This window comes from Agrobacterium vitis (assembly GCF_013426735.1).
Lineage (GTDB): Bacteria > Pseudomonadota > Alphaproteobacteria > Rhizobiales > Rhizobiaceae > Allorhizobium > Allorhizobium vitis_D.
Window position 1 is genome coordinate 1630677 of sequence record NZ_AP023272.1, and the last position, 26517, is coordinate 1657193.

28 protein-coding genes are annotated in these 26517 nt (G+C 57.6%); 9 read left to right on the forward strand and 19 right to left on the reverse strand.

Going from position 1 to position 26517, the window contains the following annotated elements:
• Positions 1–29: 29 nt before the first annotated feature.
• From H1Y61_RS07405 to ychF, 6 genes are all read right to left on the reverse strand, one after another.
• Complete coding sequence (locus H1Y61_RS07405; RefSeq protein WP_180574197.1) at positions 30–821, reverse strand: AraC family transcriptional regulator; 792 nt, start codon at positions 819–821, stop codon at positions 30–32.
• A 14-nt stretch (positions 822–835) separates the two neighbouring features.
• Positions 836–1315 (reverse strand): glutathione peroxidase, encoded by a 480-nt coding sequence (locus H1Y61_RS07410; RefSeq protein ID WP_180574198.1) that lies wholly within the window; start codon positions 1313–1315, stop codon positions 836–838.
• Positions 1302–1787 (reverse strand): MaoC family dehydratase, encoded by a 486-nt coding sequence (locus H1Y61_RS07415; RefSeq protein ID WP_180574199.1) that lies wholly within the window; start codon positions 1785–1787, stop codon positions 1302–1304. The genes H1Y61_RS07410 and H1Y61_RS07415 overlap by 14 nt, the downstream gene beginning before the upstream one ends.
• Positions 1784–2254, reverse strand: a complete 471-nt coding sequence (locus tag H1Y61_RS07420) for a MaoC family dehydratase (RefSeq protein ID WP_180574200.1) — start codon at positions 2252–2254, stop codon at positions 1784–1786. The genes H1Y61_RS07415 and H1Y61_RS07420 overlap by 4 nt, the downstream gene beginning before the upstream one ends.
• A 48-nt stretch (positions 2255–2302) precedes the next feature.
• On the reverse strand, positions 2303–3787 hold the full coding sequence (locus tag H1Y61_RS07425) for a hypothetical protein (RefSeq protein WP_180574201.1): 1485 nt from the start codon (positions 3785–3787) through the stop codon (positions 2303–2305).
• Between the two features lie 154 nt (positions 3788–3941).
• The gene (gene ychF / locus H1Y61_RS07430) at positions 3942–5045 is read right to left on the reverse strand and encodes a redox-regulated ATPase YchF (RefSeq protein WP_156638153.1); all 1104 of its coding nucleotides are present in this window, start codon (positions 5043–5045) and stop codon (positions 3942–3944) included.
• 154 nt (positions 5046–5199) lie between these two features.
• Between ychF and clpS the strand changes: the two genes are divergently transcribed.
• A complete protein-coding gene (gene clpS, locus H1Y61_RS07435; RefSeq protein WP_015916707.1) occupies positions 5200–5511 on the forward strand; it encodes an ATP-dependent Clp protease adapter ClpS in 312 nt (103 codons plus the stop codon).
• A 3-nt stretch (positions 5512–5514) separates the two neighbouring features.
• Here the strand turns inward: clpS and H1Y61_RS07440 are convergent, their stop codons facing one another.
• The 6 genes from H1Y61_RS07440 to H1Y61_RS07465 all read right to left on the reverse strand — a co-directional run bounded on the left by H1Y61_RS07440 (position 5515) and on the right by H1Y61_RS07465 (position 11652).
• Complete coding sequence (locus tag H1Y61_RS07440; RefSeq protein ID WP_180574202.1) at positions 5515–5964, reverse strand: GNAT family N-acetyltransferase; 450 nt, start codon at positions 5962–5964, stop codon at positions 5515–5517.
• Positions 5965–5980: 16 nt separating this feature from the next.
• Positions 5981–6544 (reverse strand): YcxB family protein, encoded by a 564-nt coding sequence (locus H1Y61_RS07445; RefSeq protein ID WP_180574203.1) that lies wholly within the window; start codon positions 6542–6544, stop codon positions 5981–5983.
• A gap of 3 nt (positions 6545–6547) precedes the next feature.
• Positions 6548–7261 (reverse strand): aminoacyl-tRNA hydrolase, encoded by a 714-nt coding sequence (gene pth / locus H1Y61_RS07450; protein WP_180574204.1) that lies wholly within the window; start codon positions 7259–7261, stop codon positions 6548–6550.
• Between the two features lie 77 nt (positions 7262–7338).
• The gene (locus H1Y61_RS07455; RefSeq protein ID WP_235680856.1) at positions 7339–8079 is read right to left on the reverse strand and encodes a substrate-binding periplasmic protein; all 741 of its coding nucleotides are present in this window, start codon (positions 8077–8079) and stop codon (positions 7339–7341) included.
• A gap of 173 nt (positions 8080–8252) precedes the next feature.
• Positions 8253–10655: a putative bifunctional diguanylate cyclase/phosphodiesterase gene (locus H1Y61_RS07460; protein ID WP_180574205.1), complete on the reverse strand. Its 2403-nt coding sequence runs from the start codon at positions 10653–10655 to the stop codon at positions 8253–8255.
• Between the two features lie 394 nt (positions 10656–11049).
• Positions 11050–11652 carry a 50S ribosomal protein L25/general stress protein Ctc gene (locus H1Y61_RS07465; RefSeq protein ID WP_174111384.1) on the reverse strand — a complete coding sequence of 201 codons (603 nt, stop codon included), beginning with the start codon at positions 11650–11652 and terminating at the stop codon, positions 11050–11052.
• Between the two features lie 368 nt (positions 11653–12020).
• On the opposite strand from H1Y61_RS07465, the gene H1Y61_RS07470 reads away from it, so the two are divergent.
• The 3 genes from H1Y61_RS07470 (at position 12021) to H1Y61_RS07480 (ending at position 15441) form a co-directional block, all read left to right on the forward strand.
• Positions 12021–12977: a helix-turn-helix domain-containing protein gene (locus tag H1Y61_RS07470; RefSeq protein WP_180574206.1), complete on the forward strand. Its 957-nt coding sequence runs from the start codon at positions 12021–12023 to the stop codon at positions 12975–12977.
• A gap of 286 nt (positions 12978–13263) precedes the next feature.
• Positions 13264–14778: an aldehyde dehydrogenase gene (adh, locus tag H1Y61_RS07475; protein WP_156630949.1), complete on the forward strand. Its 1515-nt coding sequence runs from the start codon at positions 13264–13266 to the stop codon at positions 14776–14778.
• A gap of 297 nt (positions 14779–15075) precedes the next feature.
• A complete protein-coding gene (locus H1Y61_RS07480; RefSeq protein WP_180574444.1) occupies positions 15076–15441 on the forward strand; it encodes a DUF779 domain-containing protein in 366 nt (121 codons plus the stop codon).
• Positions 15442–15470: 29 nt separating this feature from the next.
• On the opposite strand, the gene H1Y61_RS07485 is transcribed toward H1Y61_RS07480, so the two are convergent.
• Complete coding sequence (locus H1Y61_RS07485; RefSeq protein ID WP_180574207.1) at positions 15471–16361, reverse strand: hypothetical protein; 891 nt, start codon at positions 16359–16361, stop codon at positions 15471–15473.
• Positions 16362–16675: 314 nt separating this feature from the next.
• Positions 16676–17608: a ribose-phosphate pyrophosphokinase gene (locus H1Y61_RS07490; protein WP_015916696.1), complete on the reverse strand. Its 933-nt coding sequence runs from the start codon at positions 17606–17608 to the stop codon at positions 16676–16678.
• 328 nt (positions 17609–17936) lie between these two features.
• Here H1Y61_RS07490 and H1Y61_RS07495 point away from each other — a divergent pair, with 328 nt between their 5' ends.
• On the forward strand, positions 17937–18560 hold the full coding sequence (locus tag H1Y61_RS07495; RefSeq protein WP_180574208.1) for a class I SAM-dependent DNA methyltransferase: 624 nt from the start codon (positions 17937–17939) through the stop codon (positions 18558–18560).
• Between the two features lie 13 nt (positions 18561–18573).
• Here the strand turns inward: H1Y61_RS07495 and H1Y61_RS07500 are convergent, their stop codons facing one another.
• The 5 genes from H1Y61_RS07500 to lgt form a co-directional block, all read right to left on the reverse strand.
• Positions 18574–19506 (reverse strand): hypothetical protein, encoded by a 933-nt coding sequence (locus H1Y61_RS07500; RefSeq protein WP_180574209.1) that lies wholly within the window; start codon positions 19504–19506, stop codon positions 18574–18576.
• Positions 19507–19646: 140 nt separating this feature from the next.
• Complete coding sequence (locus H1Y61_RS07505) at positions 19647–20801, reverse strand: M24 family metallopeptidase (RefSeq protein ID WP_180574210.1); 1155 nt, start codon at positions 20799–20801, stop codon at positions 19647–19649.
• Complete coding sequence (gene pgeF / locus H1Y61_RS07510) at positions 20798–21628, reverse strand: peptidoglycan editing factor PgeF (protein WP_180574211.1); 831 nt, start codon at positions 21626–21628, stop codon at positions 20798–20800. Before pgeF ends, H1Y61_RS07505 begins: the two co-directional genes overlap by 4 nt.
• 178 nt (positions 21629–21806) lie before the next feature.
• Positions 21807–22919: a class I SAM-dependent methyltransferase gene (locus tag H1Y61_RS07515; protein WP_174111868.1), complete on the reverse strand. Its 1113-nt coding sequence runs from the start codon at positions 22917–22919 to the stop codon at positions 21807–21809.
• 17 nt (positions 22920–22936) lie between these two features.
• Positions 22937–23800, reverse strand: coding sequence for a prolipoprotein diacylglyceryl transferase (gene lgt / locus H1Y61_RS07520; RefSeq protein ID WP_174111378.1), 864 nt, complete (start codon positions 23798–23800; stop codon positions 22937–22939).
• 264 nt (positions 23801–24064) lie between these two features.
• Here lgt and H1Y61_RS07525 point away from each other — a divergent pair, with 264 nt between their 5' ends.
• The 4 genes from H1Y61_RS07525 (at position 24065) to H1Y61_RS07540 (ending at position 26490) form a co-directional block, all read left to right on the forward strand.
• Positions 24065–24340, forward strand: coding sequence for an accessory factor UbiK family protein (locus H1Y61_RS07525; protein ID WP_071204546.1), 276 nt, complete (start codon positions 24065–24067; stop codon positions 24338–24340).
• A 484-nt stretch (positions 24341–24824) separates the two neighbouring features.
• Entirely contained in the window at positions 24825–25325 is a 501-nt protein-coding gene (locus H1Y61_RS07530) for a type III secretion system chaperone family protein (protein ID WP_180574212.1), read from the forward strand.
• A 2-nt stretch (positions 25326–25327) separates the two neighbouring features.
• Positions 25328–26134 (forward strand): pyrroline-5-carboxylate reductase, encoded by an 807-nt coding sequence (gene proC / locus H1Y61_RS07535; RefSeq protein WP_180574213.1) that lies wholly within the window; start codon positions 25328–25330, stop codon positions 26132–26134.
• On the forward strand, positions 26131–26490 hold the full coding sequence (locus H1Y61_RS07540) for a tRNA-binding protein (RefSeq protein WP_180574214.1): 360 nt from the start codon (positions 26131–26133) through the stop codon (positions 26488–26490). Before proC ends, H1Y61_RS07540 begins: the two co-directional genes overlap by 4 nt.
• The last annotated feature ends 27 nt before the right edge of the window (positions 26491–26517 follow it).

Here is a 26517-nt window from a genome sequence, read left to right on the forward strand (position 1 = left end):
TTTGGTCTTGAATGGAATTGCAGAGGTTCTCAGACGCGAAATGCGGCAGGCGTCAGCCCGTAGCGGCGTTTGAATTCCCGCGTCATGTGGCTTTGATCAGCATAGCCGCAGGCTGCGGCGATATCGGCCAGGCTGTTCCTGCTCGACAGGATCAGGCGGCGAGCCTGGTTGGCGCGCTGTTGTAGAATGAAGGCATGGGGAGTCAGGCCAGTCATTGCCTGGAATGCCCGTAGAGTTTGAAAGCGGCTGGCATCGGCAACCTTGGCCAGATCATGCAGCGACGGGTTTGCCGTTGGATCGTCGCAGATCATTTGCCGTACCCGCTGCATCGAGGGGTGGTCTTTCGGTCGAGGCTGGTTGTTTCGCCAAGCGATCAGCGGTGCAAGCAAACACAGCAACGATTCTTCAAGGACCATTTCTGCCACGGGATCACTACCTACGCTCATGGCTTGAAAGGCGCGTTGAAAACGAACGGCCAAACCCGGATTGTCGAAGACGGGTTTCTCGAATTCGACCTGTCCGGTCTCCTGTAAATCCGCCTGCATCTCTTCGAGATACTCTGGCTCCATATAGATCATCAACCACTGCCTGCCATGCTCTCCGATCGGAGCGCCGTCATGCACTTCGCCAGGATTGACGGTGATGATATTCCCGGGTTCAGCCATGACCTGCCCCCGGCCTGAGGCCGAAACTTGCGCGCCCTTGACGATCAGCCCGATGCCGAATTCATCATGCGTATGGCGGGGAAATTTGTGGCTACTATGGGCGCAAACGGCGCGAAGCCGTGGATTGGTGGGCCGGAATGCCTGAAAGTCCTGCATCCGGCCCATCCTTGTTAACCCTTCACCGCCTTGGCAATATCGTCAGCAATTTCCTCCGGCTTGGTGATCGGCGCATAGCGAGCGATTGGCGTGCCGTCGCGCCCAACAAGGAATTTGGTGAAATTCCATTTGATCGCTTCGGTGCCGAGAATGCCGCGCACTTCGTGGGTCAGGTATTTGTAGAGCGGGTGGGCCTCGTTGCCCTTCACATCAATCTTGGCGAACATCGGGAAGCTGACCTTGAAATTCAGGTCGCAGAAGCTGGCGATTTCGGCTTCTGATCCCGGTTCCTGGCCGCCAAACTGGTTGCAGGGAAATCCGATGATGACGAGATCTTCCTTGAATCGCTTTTGCAATGTCTCCAGGCCCTCATATTGCGGTGTGAAGCCGCATTTGCTGGCGGTGTTGACGATCAAAAGCAGTTTTCCGGCAAATTCCGCAAGCTTGCGCTCCCGACCGGTAATATCCTTGGCTGAAAAGTCATGAACGTTCATTGTCATTCTCCTGTTCAAGAACGGTGCTGACGAAACGCAGTACCGGCTCGCCCTGTTGGTTCATGCCCTCGGCAACGCTGGCGTGGAGGTGCCAGCCGGGACGCGATCTCAGCGCACGGCTGTTTTGTGCCGTCAGGCTATAGGTAATGTCGTCCCCGGCATAGACCGGTTTCAGCCATTTCAGGTCGGTAAAGCCGGGCGAGGGGCCAAGCCGTGGCGGTGTCACGCCTTCGGCAATGGCTTTGGCGTTGGCTTCGCCCATGAAGTCGAGAAAGGTCCGCATCCACACCGAACAGGTATGCCATCCCGAGGCGCAGAGACCGCCGAAGACGTAGGACTTCGCCGCTTCCGCATCGACATGGAAGGGTTGCGGATCGAATTTTTTGGCAAAGCGGATGATGTCCTCCGCGTTGAAATGGCGGGTGCCGAGCACGACTTTTTGCTCGAAGGGAAACAGGTCAACCATTCTCATGCCGCATCTCCTGCCGGTTGGCGCTGGCGTATCATGGCCGCGTTGCGCGCGACGATGACGGTTTCGCCCTTTTGGTTGACCAGCTCATGGCGGCTGGTGACGACACCGATCCCCGGGCGCGAGCGCAATGGCCGAGCCTCTTCAACCAGGGAAAAGCCGCTCAGGGTATCACCCGCCAGGACCGGCGTTTTCCACTGCACGAAGTCGATGCCCGGCGCGCCTTCGGAATAGGAGCGCAGGATATAGCTGTCGATCATCATACGCATCAAAAGCCCGCAGGTATGCCAGCCGGAGGCCGCCAAGCCGCCGAGAATGCTGGCTTCTCCGGCTTCCGCATCGAGATGCATCGGCTGCGGATCGAACTCTGTGGCAAACTCGATAATGTCGTTTAAATCCACCGTAACGGGGCCAAGCGGCAGGCGTGTACCAACCGGAAAATCTTCAAAATATAATTTGTCTGTCTGCATAATATCCTCTCTGGGCGTATCCGAACCCTAATAGCACAGATACAAGAATTACGGTGCCGGAGGCGTGCCTGGAGCGGTGCCCGGAATACTGAAAGCATTGCCGTTGACCTTGATCTGGCCGGTGCGATCCGTTTCCACGTGCCAAAGCAGTTGGCCATCCTCCTGTGTCTTGGCAAAGCCTTTCGCCATCAACAGGAAAAATGCTGTCTGGCCAAGCTCTGGCGTTTGCTTGGCATTGGCCTGGAGATAGGCAATGGTCTTGTCGAAATCGCGTGCTGTTATTGTCACGTCGGCCAGCGGTTTGTCGTTGCCTGTCAGGGCAAACGTAGTTTTGCCGTTGATTGTTACATCATAGAGCGAAGATGTCAGGCGGGTGCCGTCATAGGTGATGGTGGCGGTGCCGTCTGGAAAGAAGCGACGGCTGATTTCGCTCTTCTGCGGCGGTGTCAGCGGATGGGCGGGATCGTAATCGACATTGTCCATCAGGTAATTGATGCCATCCGCCGCGTTGACGGTGGGCACCTTCACCTTGATCGTCGAGGTCTGCGGAATGAGCGGCACATAGGCCGCTGGCACAAGGCCCGCTACCATCTGCGGCTCGACGAGATCAAGGCCGAAGCCGAATCTGGCGCCATTGCTGATGCCGTCGATCATGGTCTCTATGCCGAAACGCTTGGCGGTGAACGGCCCTTGCGGGGTCTCGATCTGTATGTCGCGATAGACAACGCTCTGGGACATGGTCTTGAAAAGGGGAAAATTCGAGCGGAACAGCTGGATCAAAAGGTTCTTGTCAGCCTCATCCATTGGCGGCTTGTTCCAGTTCCGGACCAGGATCGGGATCATTTTCTGGAGCGGCCCGTAGGCAAGGCCCTCAATCTTGACGGAGCTTTCGCCTGAGCCGACGCGGACACCGACAGGGTCTGCTTTCGGACCCTTTATGGTTTCGACGAGGTTGGAATAGGAACCGATGCTGGCAATCGTGATCGTATTATCACCGTCCTTCGTCCCTTGAACTGTGGAATTGACTGCGTCCAGGCGTATGTCCGTCGAGCTGTCGCCCGTCTGCAATCGCAGCCGCATGTCCTCGGTCTTGTAGGTGCCGGACTGTAGATAGGTGATGGTTGGATCGTAGATGCCCGTCATACTGTAGGAATCGACCGAAAAGAGAAAGTTGGACTTGGGGCCTTTCTCCTTGGTCTGTCCTTTGACATCGATCCCGCCTGCCTGGTCGATTTGCCACAGGCCGCCGTCCAGCGGCCGAATGAGGGAAACGACCGGGCTGATGCCCACGGCCTTGGTGAATTTGATCGCCTCGATACCGAAGAGCGCAATGGTATTGACCCGGACCTCATAGGCGTTCTTGCGCGCCCGCACCGTCATGGCGCTCGCATCCTTGACCATGCCGTCTGGCAGGGTGGACAAAAGCTGCTGCTTGAGGTCCTTGGCGCCCTTAGGGGTAACATCGGCGGCGTTTGCCTGCCCATGCACCAGGACAGCGGATAGAAACAACACAGGCACAGACATCGAACGCATGCTTACTCCCCTCGTTTCAGGAGGCGGCAACCCACACCGCTCCAACGCATTGATATTGCCCAGTTGACCGGCGTTTTAAAGGGCAAAATAAAAGCGGGATGCTTTTGAATGAGCATCCCGCTTGTGATTGATTGTTAGACCGTCGCAATATGGATCAGGTGTTGAAGCGGAAGTGGATGACGTCGCCGTCATGCACGACATATTCCTTGCCTTCGTCGCGGCCCTTGCCAGCTTCCTTGGCGCCGACTTCACCCTTGTAGGTGATGTAATCGTCATAGGCGATGGTGAAGGCGCGGATGAAGCCGCGTTCGAAATCCGTGTGGATGACACCGGCTGCGGCAGGTGCCTTGGTGCCGCGCGGAATGGTCCAGGCACGGGTTTCCTTGGGGCCGACGGTGAAATAGGTGATCAGGTCGAGCAGGTGATAACCGGCACGAATCAGCCGGTCGAGACCTGCTTCTTCCAGCCCGAGTGCCGACAGGAATTCCGCCGCTTCCTCGTCCGGCAATTGCGCTACTTCGGCTTCGATGGCCGCCGAAATGATTACGGTTTCCGCCCCTTGTGCCTTGGCCATGTCCTCGACGGCTTTGGTATGGGCATTGCCGGTTACGGCATCGGCTTCGGCGACATTGCAGACGTAGAGGACCGGATGGGAGGTCAGCAGGTTCAGGCTTTTCAGCACCTCGCGTTCCTCGGCATCAAGGCTTGCCAACAGCAGGCGGGCGGGCTTGCCCTCTTGCAGCAGCTTCAGAGCACCATCCATGACAGGCAGCAGTGTCATCGATTCCTTGTCCTTGGAGGCGGCGCGCTTGCGGGTCTGCTCGGTGCGGCGCTCCAGGCTTTCCAGATCGGCCAGCATCAGCTCTGTTTCGATGGTCTCGGCGTCGCCAACTGGATCGATCCGGCCTTCGACATGGGTGATGTCGTCATCTTCGAAGCAGCGCAGCACATGCACGACGGCATCGACTTCGCGGATATTGGCAAGAAATTTGTTGCCCAGGCCTTCGCCCTTGGAAGCGCCACGCACCAGACCGGCAATATCCACGAAGGAAATCCGGGTGGGGATGATTTCCTTGGAGCCAGCAACGGTGGCAAGCGTCTGCATGCGCGGATCGGGCACGGCCACTTCGCCGGTATTCGGCTCGATGGTGCAGAACGGATAGTTGGCCGCCTGGGCTGCCGCCGTCCTGGTCAGCGCGTTGAAAAGGGTGGACTTGCCGACATTCGGCAGTCCCACGATACCGCATTTGAAGCCCATGGGTGTTTTCCGTGCTCAGTAAAGGTTTTGTTGCCTTGCCTATGGGGGAATGGAACGGCCCGGTCAAGGCTTTGCCGCTTCCTGACGTCAATTGCTTGAAGCCGGGAGCGGTTCGCATTATGGTAACGCGAGCGTGTGCCGATGGGAGTAGCCAATGCCTCAAAAAGTCATTGTCGGGCAGCCAAAGGTCAAAACCCGGCCGAAGCTGGAACAGCCCAGGCTCTACAAGGTCATCCTGACCAATGATGACTACACCCCGCGCGAATTCGTCACCATCGTGCTGAAAGCCGTGTTCCGCATGAGCGAAGAAACCGGCAACCGGGTGATGATGACCGCTCACCGTTTCGGCTCTGCGGTGGTGGTGGTTTGCACCAGGGATATCGCCGAGACCAAATCCACCGAGGCCAATGATCTCGCCAAGGAAGCGGGGTTTCCGCTCCTATTCACGATTGAGCCGGAGGAATAGTCTTCACGCGCGGCGGATCTGATAGCCGGTCTTGTTCTGGACAAAGCCGCAGGCTTCATAGAAGCGGTGGATTTCGGGACGTGTGCTGCCTGTCAGCAGCATGACCTTGTAGCAGTCAGCATTCCAGGCGGCATCGATGGCATGGAGAACGACCGCTCGGCCATAGCCCTGGCCTCTATGCGTCGCAGCGCTGACGACATTCTCGATCAGAGCATAAGGTCGGCAACCGCGCGTCAGGTTGGGGGTTATCAGCAAACTAGCCGTTGCTATGGGTCTTTCACGGTCGAGAGCCATGAAAACCGTCAGGCCAGGGTGGGAGAGAATCGCTGCATAGGTGTTATGCACCCGTTCAACGTCGGTAAAATCGTTGTTGCTGCTTAAGTCCTTGTAGAGTGCCAGCAAGGCCTCCAGATCATCGAACGTTGCGGGGCGGACGGTAATCGCATTGGACATCGGATACCCCTCGATCTCAAATCGGAAACAATTTGGCTCTCGGCAAGGTTGACGCCTGAATATGAGCCTTGAGTTCTGCCAGTTGCTGGTCTGTCAGGGCGCGTTTCGGCAACGGGATTATCATTGGCGCCGCAAACAGTAGCGCGAGGACCGTTTTGTCTTCGGCCCAGGACTGGAAATCGCTCCAGGGATAGAAAATCCGACTCGTTGCAGTGGCGATGTAGAATCCATCCGCGTCCCAGCCCAATTTGGCGGGACGGTTGGCAGAGGGCATTGCGCGAAAATAGGCTTTCACTCTTCGATGACCTGCTATCCTTACGATGGATAATAGAAAAAAGATGAATCCAAGATTTATAAAAATAAAGCTGACGAAATCGAAATCGTTTTGCTCGCCGTTAATCAAAATTCCCGCGACATAATACAATGCACTATAGCAGAAAAAATATATTAATATTTTTCTGATTTTAATTTTACTTCTCGAATAAAGCTTGTATCCCGATTCAATGTCTTTTTCAAAAAATTGACATTCGACTGTCAGAGTATCGAAAATATCCCAGTCTACCTGCTCCTGAACAGACATTGCCTAATCCTTCTTCGGCCCAAACATCTTCTTCAACATCTCAGCCATCGGGCCGGTTTCCGGCAGCTTTTTCGGCTGCACGCCATTGCGAGCCTGATGAATGTGGGATTTGGCCGGTTTGGCGGGCTTGGGCTTTTCCTCGTCTGCTTTGCTGCCTGTCGCAAGCGCCAGTTTGTTCATCAACTGGCTGTCTTCACCGCGCACCAGCATGTCAGCGTTTTCGGCCAGCGTCTCCAGCAGTGGATCCAGCCATTCAGCGTCGAGCTTGCCGAAATCGCCCAGCACATGCGCCTGGACCCGAGATTTATCGCCGGGATGGCCGATGCCGAGCCGCAGGCGGCGGTAGTTCAGGCCGCAATGGGCATCCAGCGATTTGATGCCATTATGGCCGCCATGGCCGCCGCCCAGCTTGATGCGGGCCTTGCCGGGCAGAAGATCCAGCTCGTCATAGATCGCCACCAGCTGTTCCGCTCCAAGCTTGTAGAAGCGCAGCGCCTCGCCGACCGATTCGCCTGACAGGTTCATGAAGGTCTGCGGCTTGATCAGCAGCACTTTCTCGCCCGCCAGCGTGCCATCGGCAATATCGGCCTTGAATTTCTTCGACCAGGGCGAAAAGCTGTGGCGGCGATGGATGGCGTCGAGCGCCATGAAGCCGATATTGTGGCGGTTGCCGGCATATTGGGAGCCGGGATTGCCAAGCCCTGCAAGAACGATCATCGCATTTTCCACGAACGGTATTTCGGTTGGTCTTCACGACAGCGAAATGCGGGCCATGTCAACCCCGATTGCGCGTGCTATTGAGGCTGCAACAGGCCATATTCTCGCGAAAGCCTGGCTTGCGTGCCGTCGGCAATCAGACGATCGAGCCCGTCCTGCATGCGCGCCATCAGGGCATCAGGCATGGATTTATTGCAGGCAATGGCGAATTTCTGCTCGGTCAGCACGAATTGCTGTTCCAGAGGATGTCCTTCGTCCACCAGCTTGTGATAGAATTTTTCCGAGACCGGCATAAGGTCGATCCGGCCGCTTTCCAGCTTCTTGATGGTCAGATCGAGGTTGGCGGCGAGGTCGATCCTGGGAAAATCATGCCGTTCCAGAAGGGCCTGAGTGTAGTCGTCGCGCTGGGTGCCGACAATATACTTACGGGCTTCTTCGACATTGTGCACCTGAATGCCGGAGCCCTTGCGGCTCATGATGATATTGCGATCGATGGCCAGCGGCTCGACCCATTTGAAGCGGCCTTCGCGCTCGGGGATATGGGCTGCGGTAAACACGCAGGTCATCGGTTCGGTTTCGGCCATCGCGATGGCGCGGGCCCAGGGCATCATCTCGATGGTATAAGGGATCGACAGACCCTTCATGATCATTTCGACCTGTTCGTAGCCGACGCCCTTGTCCACCCCGTTTTCCCTGAAATTGTAAGGTGGGTAATCTTCCGTGGTAAAGACGATGCTGTCTTGCGCCATGGCTGTGGCGGTCATGAACACCATGGAGGACAGGACAGCAAGGCGGAATGCACTTCTTCGACAGCCCATTTTCGGCCTCCTCACGTTGCGTTTGGTTGTGCTTGTCCTGCTGAAATGGCAGCCTAGTGCATCGATCCAAACGGAGGCTTCAGCCGAGTTTGGAAAAATCGATGCATAAACAAAAAATGAGTGCACGAAAGCATGAATGAAGTGAATGCGTCAGTGCACTAGGTTGTCTCGTCCTACCCCGTTGTCCGCTGTCCAATCCTGGCAATGGGCGTGGATTTCGGCGACGTCGCGCTATTGTCTCCGAACCGGGCTTGCAGATCTTCGAAGGACAATGGACGATCGAACAGATAGCCTTGGCCGTAATCTACACCGATTGCCTGTAGCGTCCGCCATTGTTCCTTGGTCTCGATGCCCTCGGCCACCACGGTGCATTTCATCTTGTGCGAAATAGCGGCAATGCCTTCGATCAACATGCGGCTGCGCTCGCGCAGATCCAGGGTGTCGCCGGTCATGGAGCGGATGAAGGACTGGTCGATCTTGATGATATTGACCGGGAAGCGGCTGAGATAGCTGAGCGAGGAATATCCGGTGCCGAAATCGTCCAGCGCAATGCGGCAGCCAAAATCGCCGATTTTTTGGAGGACGGTCTGGATATGCGGGCTGTCGTGCAGCAACGTCGCCTCGGTGATCTCGATGATGATCCGCGATGGGTCGATGTTGAAAAGATGCACCGCGCTGGCCAGCCAGACCAGCAGGCTGGCATCGATCTGCGTGGGTGAAACATTTAGCGCCAGATAGGAGGTGGTGTCGCCACTGAGGGCGGAAAGCCGCGTGAAGTGATCGAGAGCCTTATCGAAAACCTGCTTGCCGATATCGTGAATGGTACCGGTTTCCTCGGCCAGACTGATGATTTCGGTCGGCGCCATGATGCCGTGGACGGGGTGGCGCAGGCGCATCAAGGCCTCGTAGCCGACCGTCTTGCCGCTTTGCAGGTCGATGATCGGCTGCAAGAAGGCATCGAGCCAGTCATTGCGCAATGCCTGCTCGATCATCTGCTCGATCTCGGCGCGACGGCGGGTGGTATTGCCAATGCTGTCGTCGAAGATCTGGAAACCGTTCTTTCCGTCGCGCTTGCGATTATACATGGCCATGTCGGCCTTTTGCAGCAGTTCTGTCGCTGTCTCGGCGTGTTGCGGATACAGCGCGATCCCGATGCTGGCGCTCAGTCTTGTGGCGGTCCCCTTGACGATGAAGGGGGTTTCGAAAATTCCGCAAATATCGTTGGCCACGGCGCGGGCGGCTGTTTCGCAATCGTTGGCACGCAGCAGGATGGCGAATTCGTCGCCGCCAATGCGGGCGGCCACCGAGTTTTCCGGCAGGAGGTGGACGATCATGTCCACCAGAATTTTCAGGGTCGTGTCGCCGGCATGATGGCCGAGATTGTCATTGATCCATTTGAACCGGTCGAGATCGACAAACAGGCAGGCAAGGGAACCGCCCTGGCGGTCGGTTGCCTCGATCTGCACATCCAGTTCGTTCTCGAAACCTTGACGATTGAGAAGCCCGGTCAGATGATCGGTCATTGCCTGGCGCCGGTTGCGTGCCTCCGATTGTTTGAGGGCGGTGATGTCAGTCATGACGCTCAGCGAAAGGTTGGACTGCGCCATCGGTGTGGCATTGCCGGATTCGACGACCAGGACATCCATGATCCGTCCATCGGCACAGACGAATTTGGTGGTATATTGCTGTTGCAGGCCAGCCTCACCACTCTGTTTGACTTGGCGGTAGGCCTGACGGGCCTCAATTGTGATCAGGCTTTCAAAACTGAGACCGATGATATCTTCGCGGTGATAGCCTGTCACCGATGTCCAGTAGTCGCTGATGCCGGTAATCCGGTCATCGGCATCGACAGAAAACAGCATGGCGGGCGTCGCATGATAGATGTCGGTTGCCAGCCGGTGCGCCTGTTTTAGCTCGATTTCTTCCTGCTGAAGCTTGGATTGCATGGCGTTGAAGCTCTGCGCCAGCCGGCCCATTTCATCGTTTGAATGCCAGTCTACCGAACGTCGCGAACCCAGACGTCGCGTGGCTTCGATGGCGGCGGTCAACTGCGTCAGCGGTCTCATGACCATCATCCGGTTGCCGACGATGGCGGCCAGAATCACCACCAGCATGGACAGGATGAAGATGGCGATAAACACGCCTTCGGTCCGGCGAATGCTGGCAAACAGGCCATGCTTTTGAAAGGAAAGCGTAATGGTGCCAACGGTTTTCGGTCCGTCCTGATGCTGGTAGATGATGGTTTGCGATAGGGAGGAAAATGTCTTTGCAGGGACAAATGTTTGCGGCATGTCAATGTGGATATTGCCGGTCGGGTCGGAAACTTCGACCCTGATGACCTCGCCACCGGAGACCAGCGCTGCACTGATCTGGCGTACACTCTCAGCATCGAAATCCCAAAGTGGCTTGGCGAGTGCCTGGGCATTGGCAGCCAACAGGACAGCTATACTATTTTGCTGATCGGTTTCGGCCCGTTGTGACGACAGCCAGAGAAACAGCAGAAACAGCGGCACCACACAGACGAACACTGTTCCAGCCACCAGCGCAAGGAAACGCTGTTCCACGGACCGGGTCATGGATCGCATCCGACAGTGTGCAAACTCAGATAGCAACCAATAGATGTAATATTAAACATTTTTCCATCGTATTTGGTGAGCGGTGCTGAAAAATGAATAGGGATGAAACAATACAACCCCACGGCCCCTGGTTCTTCTCTTATTTGGGAGCAGGATTCCATGCGATACGTTAACGATGACTGAAGTCGTAAAGGAGATTTGCAACTTTACGCAAAGTTATTTGCGACTTTTGTGCAATGCTACCCGTTATGGACGAAAAGAACACGGTTCGATGGGCCGTGCCGATGTCATAGCTTTTGCCGTAAAGTTTTATCATGAACCGGATATCTGAAGGCACAAAAAAACCCGCCCGGTAAGGGGCGGGTTTATCGATCGCTCCAACGGAATGGAGCAATTATTCTTCGGTTGCTTCTTCTTCGTCGGCAACGTCAACGTCTGGAGCAACGAGAGTTGCAATCGTGAAGTCGCGGTCGGTGATCACAGGGGTCACACCAGAAGGCAGCTTCACGGCAGAGATATGCACGCTGTCGCCGATCTTCAGGCCTTCCAGATCGAAGGTGAGGGCTTCCGGAATGTTGTTGGCCGGAACCTGCAACTCGACATCGTGGCGCACGATGTTGAGGACAGCGCCGGTCTTGACGGCGGACTTGTCTTCATTGACGAAACGGACAGGCACGGCAACCGTGACCTGGCTGTTTGCCGAAACGCGCAGGAAGTCGATATGCATGGTGAAGTCGCGGACTGGATCCAGCTGGTAGTCCTTGGGCAGGACGCGGATCTTTTCGCCGTTGACTTCAATGGTCGCCACCGTGGTCATGAAACCGCCAGCGTGAATACGCTTGGTGACTTCATTGGTGTTCAGGGTGATGGCAATGGGAGCCTGCTTGTCACCATAGATGACAGCGGGAATGAGACCGTTGCGGCGAAGTTCACGGGAGGACCCCTTACCAACCCGTTCGCGCGTTTCGGCCTTGAGCTCGTAAGATGCGTGGCTCATGGCATTTCCTTTCGATGTTACTGGAGAGTTTCAGCCGGTTTTTCTTGCTATCATCCGGGCATGAAACTGGAAACGGTGCCGGTTTTTAAATCTGCCGCATCATTTCACTCCAACCGTTCAGGATTGAAGGAAACATATAGCAGCCGTCACAATTTCATCCGCATTGCCTCCAAGGGTGTCTGCGCGGACGGGGGCGCTATAGTATGAAAGTGCCGTGGATGCAAGCTTTCTCGGGCTTTTTTCGAGCATAGGATTGAACCGGACCACCGGTTTTTGCTGCAAGGCGCGTCAATCCTGCCGATTGCCATCCTGCCCGCAAAGGTCCATGATATCCAAAGAGGGATGTGAATTTGCTTTGGGAGGAGCATATGAGCGTCGGTTATAAACATGCCGATACGGTCTATTCGACCGCGTTGCAGGGATCGAAGGCGGCCAGTTCGCCGATTGCCGCCTCCTGGCGGCGCTGCCTTGATGTCCATGGGCTAGACCCTGAACAGGCGGCCATGCCGCGGACCCTGGACGCGGCGGCTTTCCGTGATGTGCGCCAGCGTATGGATCACCTGATTGCCGCCAGCGCCGAGGAATTGGACCGGCTGTTTTCGACGGTCGGGCGCTCCGGCTGTTGCCTGGTGCTGGCTGACAGCCATGGTGTGGTGCTGGAACGCCGCAGTGCTGCGGGCGATGACGGTGATTTTCGCAGGCTTGGCCTTTGGCAGCAGACGGAATGGAGTGAGGCCAGCGTCGGCACCAATGGCATCGGCACGGCGCTGGCTGACGAGCGCCCGGTCATCATTCACCGCGACCAGCATTTTCTCTCTGCCAATATCGCGCTGAGTTGCACCACGGCGCCAATCCGCGACCATCGCGGCCAGATTGCCGCCGCACTCGACATTTCCACCTGCCGCCATGATGTGACGGATCTGTCGATGACCATCCTCGCCCAAGCGGTGCGTGATGCAGCACTCCGTGTTGAGGTCAACCTCTTTCGCATGGCCTTTGCGGGTGCGCGCATCGTCATGATCCCCACGGTCGCCAATCCCACGGCACTTTTGGCCGTTGACGGTGACGATCTGGTGTTGGGCGCGACGCGAGCAGCGCGGTTGGCGTTGCAGATCGACGATCAGGCCATCGCCGCCGGCCTGCCCGCCGCTGATGCCCTGAAGGAAAAACGCGGGGAAGAGGGGGATGATCTGCATGAAGCCGAACGGGCGGCGTTGCGCCGGGTTCTGTCGCGTACCAAAGGCAATGTCTCCCAGGCAGCGCAATTGCTGGGCATCAGCCGGGCGACCCTGCATCGCAAGATGAAGCGTTTTAATATCCACTAGAGTCTGCCAGGTTCAGATTGAACCAGCCATCCTCTAGATCCTTTTGTGTTCGTTTGTCTTTTCGGGAAAACCGGATTCCACTTTTCCCTGACAAACTCTAATGCACGTATCACTGTCGCAGGGATGCGACACTGTGCGCTGCGGCATTGCGAAGCGCGGCTGGTATCCGGCCCCGGCCCGGCGCATCTTCCAAATACGGTTCTGGAGTTTGTCAGGGAAAAGTGGAGGACCGGTTTTCCCCAAAGACAAACATCACCAAGGGAACCTTCATCAGGGAGGATGAGAGATGAACATTCAGGTTCAAACCACGGCAAGCACCCCGTTCAAGCTTAAATACGGCAACTTCATCGGTGGCGACTGGCGTGAGCCGGTGGGCGGCCGGTATTTTGAAAACACCACGCCGGTCACCGGCGGCAAGCTGTGCGATATCGCCCGCTCCGACGAGCGCGACATCAATCTGGCGCTGGACGCCGCCCATGCTGCCAAGGACAAATGGGGCAAGACCCCCGTTGCCGAGCGCGCCAATATGCTCAACCGAATTGCCGACCGGATGGAAAGCAATCTGGAGCTCCTGGCCCGAGCCGAAACCTGGGACAATGGCAAGCCGCTGCGTGAAACCATGGCTGCCGATATTCCGCTGGCCGTCGATCATTTCCGCTATTTTGCCGCCTGCGTGCGCGCCCAGGAAGGCTCGATTGGCGAAATCGACCACGATACGGTCGCCTATCACTTCCACGAGCCGCTTGGCGTCGTCGGCCAGATCATTCCCTGGAATTTCCCGATCCTGATGGCCGCCTGGAAGCTGGCGCCCGCTCTTGCCGCTGGCAATTGCGTCGTGCTGAAGCCTGCCGAGCAGACCCCGGCGTCGATTCTCGTCTGGGCTGAGTTGATCGGCGACATCCTGCCGCCCGGCGTGCTCAATATCGTCAACGGCTTTGGCCTGGAAGCTGGCAAGCCGCTGGCATCCAGTCCGCGCATCGCCAAGATCGCCTTTACCGGCGAGACCTCGACGGGCCGGCTGATCATGCAATATGCCAGCCAGAACCTCATTCCGGTGACGCTGGAACTGGGCGGAAAATCGCCGAATATCTTCTTCGAGGACGTGCTGCGCGAAGATGACGATTATCTCGACAAGGCTCTGGAAGGCTTTGCGATGTTTGCTCTTAACCAGGGCGAAGTCTGCACCTGCCCAAGCCGGGCGCTCGTCCATGAAAAGATTTATGACCGTTTCATGGAAAAAGCCATCAAGCGCGTCGAGGCCATCGTTCAGGGCGATCCGCTGGATATGGGCACGATGATCGGGGCGCAGGCCTCCAGTGAACAGCTCGAAAAGATCCTGTCCTATATGGATATCGGTCGCCAGGAAGGCGCCGAAATCCTGACCGGCGGCCATCGCAATACCCTGTCCGGTGATCTCGCGGGCGGCTATTACGTCAAGCCGACCGTGTTCAAGGGCCATAACAAGATGCGGGTATTCCAGGAGGAAATCTTCGGCCCGGTCGTTTCCGTTACCACTTTCAAGGACGAGGCCGAGGCGCTGGAAATCGCCAATGACACCCTTTACGGCCTGGGGGCGGGCGTCTGGAGCCGCGATGCCAATACATGCTACCGCTTCGGTCGCAATATCCAGGCTGGGCGCGTCTGGACCAATTGCTACCACGCCTATCCCGCTCACGCAGCCTTCGGCGGCTACAAGCAATCGGGCATTGGCCGCGAGACCCATAAGATGATGCTGGACCATTATCAGCAGACCAAGAACATGCTGGTGAGTTACAGCCCCAAGGCCCTCGGCTTCTTCTAAACCCGTCGATATTCACGTCTGGAGGGGCTGCAAATGGCAATGCGCTGCGCTTCCGGTGCTCACGTACTATAGTACGCTCCGCTCCGGTTCTCGCGCATCACCATTTTCGCCGCCTCCAGCCGCGAATCTCGACGGGTTTAGCCGTCGAGTTCGTCGTTTTAATAGATTGATGCGAATTCGCAGGGCTCGCGGTTCTTGCATTCTTCTCCCCAGCGGGGAGAAGGTGGCGGAAGACGCAAGAGGGGGCGAAGCCAAGACGGACTTCTTTCATTTTGAAACGAGGCAGTTATGGACACGATTTTGGATGGTGAACCAAGGGTCGTCGCCACACAGGCGGCCATCGATTTGATCGGCGAGATCCGCCGGGATCATCCGCAGATCCTGTTTCATCAGTCCGGGGGCTGTTGCGATGGGTCATCGCCGATGTGTTATCCGGTGGATGATTATATCGTCGGGGATACCGATGTGAAGCTCGGCGAGATTGATGGCGTGCCCTTCTATATCCATCAAAGCCAATATGAAGTCTGGAAACACACTCAGTTGATTATCGATGTCGTGCCGGGGCGAGGGGGTATGTTTTCGTTGGATAATGGCCGCGAAAAGCGCTTTCTGACCCGCTCTAAGCTGTTTGGGGGTGAGGTCTGCGCCTTGCCTGCCCGCTAATAATTTAGCCGAAGCGTTGACATCTCGCTCTATAGCAAGCCGCATTTGGCGCAGGCGGCGTCGATAATCTCGAGCTTCACGGTTTGCGCCCTTTCATATTCTCGCCGGAATTGGTTGGAAACCCAGAGTTCCGAGCGCCCGCGCCGTCCTTTCCAGCCGATGGTCCCGACGTTTGCTGCATCCAGCAGTTTGCGGGTGAGGTGTGAGCGAGACAGGTGGAATGTCTCGGCCATGGCCTGGATCGATACGGTGCCGATTAAAATCTGCTCAGCGTCGGCCTCGGTGTCCTGGCTCTTGGCCATCAGCCAGTCGATGATGATATTGCCGTTATTCAACCAGACGAAGGGATCAAAAATCTTCGGCTGCTCGCGCAGTTCAGGGGTTTGCATGAAAGCCGAGGCGACAAGCGGATGCAGCTTGCTCATGTCCCGGCCATTGGCCTCGAAGTTTTGCAGCCGTGCGCCGTCGTCAAACCCGTCCAGGCTTCGCAGATGGATTTCCATCCAGCCCGCCGCACTGGCGAGACTGGCCTCGCTCGGCACAAGCGGCCTGCTGCGCCGGTCGGTGGTGGTTGTTTCGCGGGCGATGCCGTAGGTTTCCATTTCCTTCAGAAATGCATCCGCCGTATTGCGGCTGGCCACGCCATTGGCTTCGATAAAGTCGAAATAGCGGGCAGGCAGGATCTGGCCCGCCTCAAAATATTGCATCAGGGCAATCTGTCCGAGAAGCCAGCGCTGGTGACTGGCAAAAACCCTGGCGATCTGAGGGTGCTCCTCGAACCGTTTCAGAAAGGCCTCTGCCTGCAGGCGGATGATCGGATGAATCCGCGGGTGGGATAGCATGGCGCTGGATGTGAAAGGCATGGCCCGGTGCTTCGGTTGCTGTACAGGAATATCGTCTTGAGCTTGCGTGCAGGTCATGGTGTCCGAGCCATTTTTTCAATGCAAATAGAAAGGTATCCGAAGCTCAACCTTTCATCAATGGAATAGCGGCCTGCAACCATTCTGTTTTGATCCTAGGTGTTTTGTGTAGAATGTCACATAGACTCGATGCTCAATTCCCGCTCGACCGAAAAGCTATGCATGGACGTGAAAAAGCGGTCCTTCACACACCGAAGGAAATAAGGCGCGATCGCAAAACGCGCAGAGCGTTTTCGTTTGTCATCGAAATGTGAAAACGCTCTATTTTTTTGTTTTTCACATTTCTGAATGGAAATGCAGTCGTGTCGCGACGATCAATCGAACAGGCTGGAAACCGAGGCTTCGGCGCTGGTCCGGTTGATGGCTTCGCCAAGCAGGGTGGCGGTGCTCAATACCCGGATATTATGGGCTGATTGCACTGCGACTGTCGGCTGGATGGAATCTGTGATCACCAGTTCGCGCAGCTTGGAGGAGGTGACGCGGGTGACAGCACCGCCCGAAAGCACGCCATGGGTAATATAGGCGGTAACGCTGGCTGCGCCCATGTTCAGCATCGCTTCCGCCGCGTTGCAGAGCGTGCCGCCGCTATCGACGATGTCGTCGATCAGAATACAGTCCTTGCCCTCGACATCGCCGATGATGTTCATCACTTCGGATTCGCCTGGGCGATCGCGACGCTTGTCAACGATGGCCAGAAGACAGTCCAGACGCTTGGCAAGCGCACGCGCACGCACCACGCCGCCGACATCAGGTGAAACGACCATGAGATTGGCAAGGTCGTAGTGCTCCTTGACGTCACGGGCGAGGACGGGTGCTGCAAAAAGATTGTCGGTCGGGATATCGAAAAATCCCTGGATCTGGCCGGCATGCAGGTCAAGCGTCAACACGCGGTCGGCGCCTGCCTCGGTGATCAGGTTGGCAACCAGCTTTGCCGAGATCGGTGTGCGGCCCGAGGCGCGACGATCCTGGCGGGCATAGCCGAAATAGGGAATGACGGCTGTGATCCGCCGCGCCGAGGAGCGGCGGAAGGCGTCGATCATGATCAGCAGTTCCATCAGGTGGTCATTTGTGGGAAAGGACGTTGACTGGACGATGAAGATATCCTCGCCACGGACGTTTTCCTGGATTTCCACGAAGATTTCCTGGTCCGCAAAGCGGCGAACGCTGGCTTTTCCAAGGGGAACATTGAGATATTTACAGACCGCTTCAGCAAGTTGCCGGTTCGAATTACCTGCGAAGACCTTCATTTGTGCCCGCCTGTTTGCATCCCGATGCGCGACCCCGCCTGGGCATCACACACCGGATTAAAACTGTTACAACCGACCCCAGCACACTTGTTTCATGCGCGGCGCTGCAATGCGGGCTTTTTAGCGCCCTTGCCCCTGAATGCAAGTGGTTTGCGACAGTTCTCACGGAAATTCGTAAACGAAGTGATTTTCCTGCAGGTGGTGTTCCGAATCCATCTAGGTTCTGTGCGAAAAACAGCGGATTTAATGAACAGGGCGACTATGCGCCAAAAGCGGATGTCGATATCGTCTGGGTATCTGATGAGAGTTGGCCGGTGTATAAGACAGGATGTCCTCAATTATTGCAGATAGCGTTATCGACCTCTATCAGGAAAACGCCGTCGCTTGGACAAAACTGCGCGGACGAGACTTAGTCGAGCGTTCTTGGCTTGATATCTTCCTATCCACTATGACGCGGGACGGATCGGACGTCATTGACATCGGTTGTGGATCAGGTGAACCAATAGCGCGCTATCTGATTGATAACGGCTGCCGTGTCACTGGCGTGGATGGTGCTGCTGCGTTGATCGAAGTCGCGAAGACGAATTTCTTTGATCATCTATGGATTACTGCTGACATGCGTAACCTGCCCTCGCTAGGCAAGTTTCATGGTCTTATTGCCTGGCACAGTCTATTTCACCTGAAACCAGAAGATCAGCGTCCAATGTTCGCTACGTTCAGTCATCTCGCTCTTCCGGGTGCCGTTATGCTATTTACCAGTGGTACAACATATGGCGAGGCGATTGGCACCTTTGAAGGCAAGCCTTTGTATCACGGGAGTTTGGATCGCGCCGAGTATGAAGAGTTGTTGCACCCTAACGGCTTCGAAGTTGTACAGTATGTCGAGAACGATCTTTCATGCGGCGGTGCGACGATCTGGCTTGCACGAAAACGCCCCACCAAACGACCTTGATCGTTTTCCACCGTCATCCCGTATTTTTCGCCCGCCAGTCAACATATTCCTCAAGCGTCTTGTTGGCGATGATCTGCATGACGGAGGCGGGGACGGCGGCCCAGGGGTCTTGGGCTTTGCCCGGCACGGTCTGCTGGCCTTGGATGCGGTGTAGGCGGTTGCCGCTGGCGTCGAGAATATCCCATACATAGACGACGGTGATCTTGCCGCCTTCGCCATAGGCGGAGAAATAGCCTTTGAGAATATGGCGGGCCTGTTCGCCGCTGGAGCTGCGCATCATCAGGCCTTTGGCGCGGGCCTCGGCCCCCAACTGGCGTGAAAGCGGGGTCACGGCCTCAACCGGTGCGCCGATGATGGGCAGGAACCGGATCGAGTCCGGTCCGGCATCGCCAGCCGGTGCAAGCGAGGCTTGCTGTGAGGGTGCGGGCGAGGCGGGGGCGGCGGCCTCCTCATCGGTTTGCGACGCGAGAGCGGTCTGTTCTTCAGGCTCCGACTGGCTGACCGATGACCCGGCCTGTTCTTGCATCCGGTTCTGTTGTCGTTCGGGCTGCTGCCAGCTTTGCTGGCGGCGGGGCTGGCCGTCCAGAGGTTCGGAGGCAACCGGATTATAGCCGTTTTGCAGGGCTTGCGCCTGGGCTTCCAGCGAATTTTGCGGCTGCGACTGGCTTTCCTGCTGCGGATAGGGGGAGTAGGCCTGTTCCGGTGCTTGCTCACGCATCGTGCGATGCGGGCGGCGCGGGACATCGTCATTCTGGCGCATGGCCGTCTGCATGTCTTCACCGGTCAGCGGTTTGCTGATCGAGCCGCTGGTGCCGACATCGACGGGTGGCGTCAGCGTGTCGGAGACGCTGCAACCGGCCAGACCCGTACTGGCCAAGCCAGCGCTGGCCAGACCACCAAGGGCCAGAACGAGCGCGGAGCCGATGCTGGAAGCGGGACGTCTCATTGGCTGCCTCCTTAACGGCTGCGTTCGTATGAGAATCCCGCGATTATCTTCCTAAAACGTTAAATTTTGCTTCAAACGCGACGCATCTGTCGCCTTTTATCGACAGAATCGCATCTTTGATGTCAGGGCATCGAAGATGCTCACGCCTTGACGATCAGATCCAGCGGATGACGCGACAGCGCGCGTGGCGCCCCTTCGGTGGTGAGATAAGTGTGGCCGAGCGTCATCGCGGTCTCGCGTTCGGAATCCATGATGATCATGTGGATGAACAGCGACATATTGGGCAGGATTTGCTGCGGATTGCCGATGTGGAACATCTGGTGCTCCATCCAGGACGGGGAGAAGCGGGCACCCAGCGAATAACCGCAGGCATTCAGCCGGTGGCGGGTCAGGCCTCGTTCGTCAAGAACTCTGGCATGGGTCTCGAATACATCGCCGAATGTATGGCCGGGCCGCAGCACGGTTTCGATTTCCTGGATCGCCTCCCGGCAGGCGGCATAAAGCTCGCGGTGGCGAGGCGATGGTTCGCCGACCAGCACGGTGCGCATCATCGCCGCATGGTAATGGGCGGAAGCACCGGCCCATTCCAGTGTCAGCTGGTCATTGGCCGACAGCGTCCGGCGGCCTGCCTTGTAGCGGCACAGCAGCGCATCCTGGCCGGAGCCGATAATGAATTCATTAGCCGGATAATCACCGCCACCTGCAAAAACCGCACCCTGCATGGCAGCGAGAATGGCAGCTTCATCGCCCCCGGCTGAAATCAGCGGCAGGGCGGCATCCAGCGCGTCATCGGCAAGGCTGGCGGCCTTTTCGACATAAGCGATTTCTTCTGGACTCTTGATCAGCCGCAATTCGCTGACCAGCATCGACGCGTCGATCAATTCACCGAAGCTCAGCAATTGATTGTCCAGCAGCCGAGCGACCCGTCCGGTCATGCCATGGGTGTCGTATTCGATGCCCAGCCGGCAGCCGAGCAGGTCGAGGTCGTTGAGCAGATCCTTCAGGTCGCTGGTCGGATCGGCGTTGGTACGGTCAACCCAGATCAGGATATTATCGATGGTTGAGGTCTGGCGGGCCTGGCGCAGATCCGCCGAACGGGTCAGAAGCGTCATCGAGCCATCGGCCTTGACCACCAGTGTCTGGAAGAAGCAATAGCCAAACGTGTCATAGCCGGTCAGCCAATACATGCTTTCCTGGGCAAACAGCAGCATGGCATCCAGCTTCTGTTCGCGCATCCTGTCGGTCAGGCGGTCCAGCCGGGCGGCGTATTCGGCAGTTGAAAAATGCAATGTCATACACGAGGCCCCTGAAGCATGATGGCGGAAATCTGGCGGCCGTAGTCCGGCTCGCTGGCGTGGGTGGTGCGGCGATAGGAGAAAAACTGATCCGGGTCGCCATATGTGCAGATGCCAAGCATGTCGGCGGCAATCCCGGCATCCGTCAGCCGCTTCACAGTCAGTCCCGGCAGGTCGAACATCGCGTGGCCGGGTTTGGTCGAAGGCGTGAAGAACCGTTGATAGGCCGGATCATGGGCCAGAAACCGCTCGACGAATTCCGGGCCGACCTCATAAGCTTTGGCGCTGATCGATGGGCCAAGCGTGGCGACGATGCTGGCGCGGGCAGCGCCAAGCGCGATCATTGCCTCGATGGTGTTTTCCAGTACGCCGGTCAGGGCGCCCTTCCATCCGGCATGGGCAGCCCCGATGATCCGGTTAACCGGATCGGCAAACAGGATCGGTCCGCAATCGGCGGCAAGCGCGCCAAGAATGAGACCGGGTTGGTTTGTGACCATGGCATCCACCTGTGGCCGATTCGAACCGAAAGGCGCGGTTACCGTCACCACATCGGGGGAATGGACTTGATGAACGGTAACAAGATCCGCTTCGGTGCCGCCAAACCAGCCAGCGACGCGGGCGCGGTTTTCATGCACATGCGCCGGACTGTCATTTGATCCGAGCCCGATATTCAGCCCGGCGTAAATGCCGGTGGAGACGCCGCCATGCCGGGTGAAAAAGCCGTGAACGATTCCGTCCGATCCGCAGGGAGCCAGAAGGGTACTCTGCAAGGGGGATGGTTTGGTTTCGGGTTGAAGGTGGGCCACATCGTGTGTCGAGGACGGCATCGGTGTCCCTTTCGCATGTCTTAATCCGAATCAATCGGCATTATGTCCAGGATTTTGCCCGCAGCGTGGTCAGATCCGGCGATTTGGCCGGATGTGACCATCACTGCGGTAATCTGTCAATCCAGGGTCAAAGCTTGGCCAGGGTCAAAGCTCGGCCTAGGTCAAAGCTCGGCCTGAGCTAAAGATCCGTCTGGGGCAGGGGCCGGAACGGGGCGAGCGACAGGGTGGGGCTGGAGAGGGCGAGCACCTTGAACAATTCGCCCATCCGTCCGACGCCGGCACCGGCCAGCCGGTTGACGGCCTCGGCCAGTTCAAGCTGGGTGGCCTCATCCTTGCCGCGTCCCAGAATTCCGGCCCGTTCCTTGATGCCGAGTCCAAGCAGGAAATCCCCCTGGCGCAGGCAGCCGCTTGGCGTGACCCCGGCGGCAAGGGCGGTGCGGGCCAGATCCTCGAAATCGACATGGCTGGTTAGGTCGGCAATGCCGGGATTGGCCAGCGGCGGATCGTAATCATGGGCGCGCAAGGCTTGCAGCGTATCGCCGAAGCCGGTGGAGATATGGCCGTAATCGATGATCAGTGCCGCCCCGCCTTCGGCTTTCAGCCGCTCGCACATGGCCGCCATCACCGCGCGGCGGGCGGGTGAAAACTCAAACACCGTACCGTCAGGCTGGGTGCTGGCGCCCGGCGGCAGAAGAGCCGGATCGAGTGTCGCAATCCCGGTCGAGAAGATCAGCTCGTCGTCTAAGCCGAGACTGACCATGCGTTCGCGGTAATGCGGGCCGAGCTTGACGAACTGGCGGATGGGAATGGCGTCGAACAGCTCATTGGCCACCACCAGCACGAAGCCTTCCGGCACATCGCCAAAGCTGTCATGCCAGTCAATCTTTTCGATATGCGGTTCCAGGCTGTTGCGCTGGATCTGGCGCAGCCGGTCGCTGGTTTCCACCAGATGCACGGTGGAATCCCGGTAGAGATCAGGGGCAAGCCGGGCGATCACCCGCAGCATGTCGCTCATCATCGTGCCGCGTCCGGGGCCAACCTCTGCCAGCCGTACCGGGGCGGGCAGGCCATGGCGCTGCCAGGCATGGACAATGAAAACGCCGATCATCTCCCCGAAGATCTGGCTGATTTCCGGCCCGGTGATGAAATCGCCCGAGGTGCCGAATGGCTCACGGGTTTTGTAATAGCCGAATTCCGGATCGGCCAGGCAGAGAGCAAAGTAATCCGTGACGCTCAACGGACCGTTCAACCGGATGAGCGCCTTGATCTTATCACCAAGCGTGGTGGTCATGGTCAGCGTTTCCCGATTCATCCCTTTAGTCCTGACGGCTCTTGGCTGCGCCCGGCACGTCTTGCCCGCCAGATAGCCCACAGCCCCAGCGCCAGCATCGGCAGCGAGAGTACCATGCCCATCGTTAACCAACCACCTGCCAGATAGCCAAGCTGCTCATCTGGTTCCCGGAAAAATTCAACAAAGATGCGCGCCAGCGCATAGCCGCAGATAAACACGCCGCTGATGACGCCAGAGGTTTTCAGCGCCTGGAACTGGCGGACGAGCACTTGCAGCAGCACAAACAACACCAGGCCTTCCAGTGCCGCTTCATAAAGCTGGCTCGGATGGCGCGTGAAGGGACCGCCGGTCGGGAACTGCATGGCCCAGGCCACGTCGCTGATCCGGCCCCACAATTCGCCATTGATGAAATTGGCGATCCGACCGAAGAAAAGACCGATGGGGGCGACACAGGCCACGAGGTCGAACAGCATCCACACGGGCAGGCCGTTGCGCCGGGCAAAGACGATCATCGCCAGTGTCGCGCCGGTCAGGCCGCCATGGAAGGACATGCCGCCGCGCCAGATTTCCAGCGCCACGACCGGATTGTCCAGCACCGGTTGCAGGTCATAGAACAGGATATAGCCGATCCGCCCGCCCAGGACGATGCCGATCGCCGCCCAGACCAGAAAGTCATCCAGATGCTTTTCGGTGATCGGTGTGGCGTTACCGGGCCAGAGCGACAGATTGGCGATCATCCGGCGCGCCAGCCACCAGCCGATGAGAATGCCCGTCACATAGGCCAGCCCATACCAGCGAATGGCAACGGGGCCGATGCTGAGGGCAATCGGGTCGATCTGCGGATAGGGCAGAATAGCGAAAAGGCTGGCTACTGTGTTCAAGGATATGCTTTCATTCGATTTGTCCGAAAAATGGCGGGCAGGCTTGCGCTGGTCAAGGTGAATCTACCGGCCCGCCTTGATCCGCTCCGATTAAGGTGAAAATTGCACCGAGAGCTTAAAAAAAGACATGAGATCCGGAATGTTCTGTGCAAAGACCGATCATCCCCAGGGCGTTTTCTCTTGCATAGCCTGCCCCGAATCCCTACCTCCAGAGAATGCCGCGCCCCAGTGGGCGCCTTGTGGTGGAGCGTAAGGAACACGATCATGAGCACCGGAACAAGCCGTATCATGGATGAATTCGCCAAGTTGATGACCGATGCCGCGGGTGCTGCCCAGGGTGTGCGCAAGGAAGCGGAAACCGCCTTGCATGCCCAGGCCGAACGCTGGCTAAACAGCCTGGACGTGGTGCGCCGCGAGGAATTCGACGTGGTGCGCGAAATGGCCTTGAAGGCATTGGAAGAAAACGAAGCCCTCAAGGCCCGTATCGAAGCGCTGGAAGCGCAAGCCAGTGCGACTGCGATCCCTGATTCGACTCACTGATCACATATACGGAACAATCAGGATTCGGCCTGTTTGCCCGTAGATAGGCTTGCAAATCATCAATCACGCTATCCGGCGGTTGCGCTCACGCGCAGCCGTTTTTTATTGCGCGTCTGGGGCCAATCCAGCCTTGGCGGGGCGTTGTGGTTAATGATTGCTTACTATTTTTTTCCACATGTGGATTGTTTCAAAAAAGGCAATTCCATGAGTCAGTTAAGCCCTTGGACCTGGGTGTTGATACACGCGCTGTCCACAGTGACGCTCGTGAAATCGGCGGGGAGGGGCTGGTTTGGGGCAGTGCCCGCTATACACTGATTTTAAATGATGATTCGAAACGAACCCGACCAGTTTCGGGCAGGGTGCCGCAAGCATTCTGGGGCTATCGGGTGTCATTCGAAGCGTATTTCCGGTCAGTGCGTTGTGGTGTGTCGATGGTGTCAGCGTGTCGTCGTCACAAGGGCATTCCCGGTTTAGAAGGTGCGGCATGAGCCTAATGGAATTTCAATTTGAACGTCAGTCCAACCCGGTCGATACGATCGAGTATGTGGCCTCCAATAATGACTGGTCTTTCGAGCGGTCCGGCGAAGATGAAATCGCCATGACCGTGGATGGCCGCTGGGCTGCCTATCACGTCTCCTTCTCCTGGATGGAGGAATGCGAGGCGCTGCATCTGGCCTGCGCCTTCGATATCAGGGTGCCGGAACCCAGGGTCAACGAGATCATCCGGCTTCTGTCGCATATCAATGGTCAGGTGCTGATGGGCCATTTCGATCTGTGGCGACAGGAAGACGTGGTGATCTTCCGCCAGTCGCTCATTCTGGCTGGCGGTGCCGAGCCGACCAACCAGCAGGTTGAAGTGCTTTTGTCCAGCGCGGTCGAGGCCTGCGAGACCTATTTCCAGGCGTTCCAGTTCGTCGTCTGGTCGGGGATCGATGCCAAGTCTGCTATGGATGCGGCGCTGTTCACCACGGTTGGTGAGGCCTGACAATGACAAGCCTTATCGTTCTTGTCGGTGCTGGCAATATGGGCGGTGCGATGTTGTCGGGCTGGCTGAAGAATGGCGTTGATCCGGCCTCGGTGATCGTTATTGATCCCGGCGCAAGTGATGCCGCCAAGGCCCGGTTTGCCCAGGCTGGCGTGCGCCATGTCACGCAGGCGCCGGGCGATATCGTGGCTGGTCTGTTGTTTCTGGCAGTCAAGCCGCAAGTGATGGAAGCGGTGCTTGCGCCGCTCAAGCCTTTGGTCGATGCCGACACGGTTGTGGTGTCGGTTGCGGCTGGTAAGACCTTGGCTTTCATGGAAACCCATTTGGGGGTTGCGGCCATGGTCCGCGCCATGCCCAATACGCCTGCGATGGTTGGGCGCGGTATCACCGGCGCTTATGCCAATAGCGAGGTCAGTGAAGATCAGCGGGCGCGGGTGACGGCGCTTTTGGCTGTTTCCGGTCCAGTGGAGTGGGTGGCGAGCGAAAGCGATATCGACGCCGTGACCGCCGTTTCCGGCAGCGGTCCGGCCTATGTGTTTTATCTCGTCGAGTGCATGGCTGAGGCAGGCCGTAAAGCCGGTCTGCCAGCGGACCTCGCCATGCATCTCGCACGGGAAACTGTCGCCGGGGCTGGTGAAATGTTGCACCAGTCCCCGGACGATGCCGCCACGCTGCGCAAGAATGTTACCTCGCCGGGCGGCACCACCGCCGCAGCCCTTGCAGTGTTGATGGCTGACCAGGGCATGCAGCCGCTGTTCGACACGGCGATAGCCGCCGCGAAACGCCGGGCCGAGGAGCTTGCCTCTTGAGCGGGACGGAAAAAACCTCCGACGAGATCACTTACAGCGATTTCGAAAAAGTCGATATCCGGGTCGGGACGATCATTGAGGCGGAGCCTTTTCCTGAGGCCCGCAAGCCAGCCTACAAGCTGCGGATTGATTTCGGGCCTGAGATCGGCATCAAGCGATCATCGGCGCAGATCACCGTACATTATACGCCGGAAAGCCTTGTTGGCCGCCAAGTGCTCGGCGTAGTGAATTTTCCGCCGCGCCAGATCGGGCCTGTGCGGTCTGAGGTTCTCACTCTCGGTTTTGAGGATGAGGCCGGAGCCATCGTGCTGGCGTCGGTGGAGCGCGGCGTGCCGAATGGGCGCAAAATGATGTAGTTTGCCGCGCTCGGGCGTTCCGTAAAC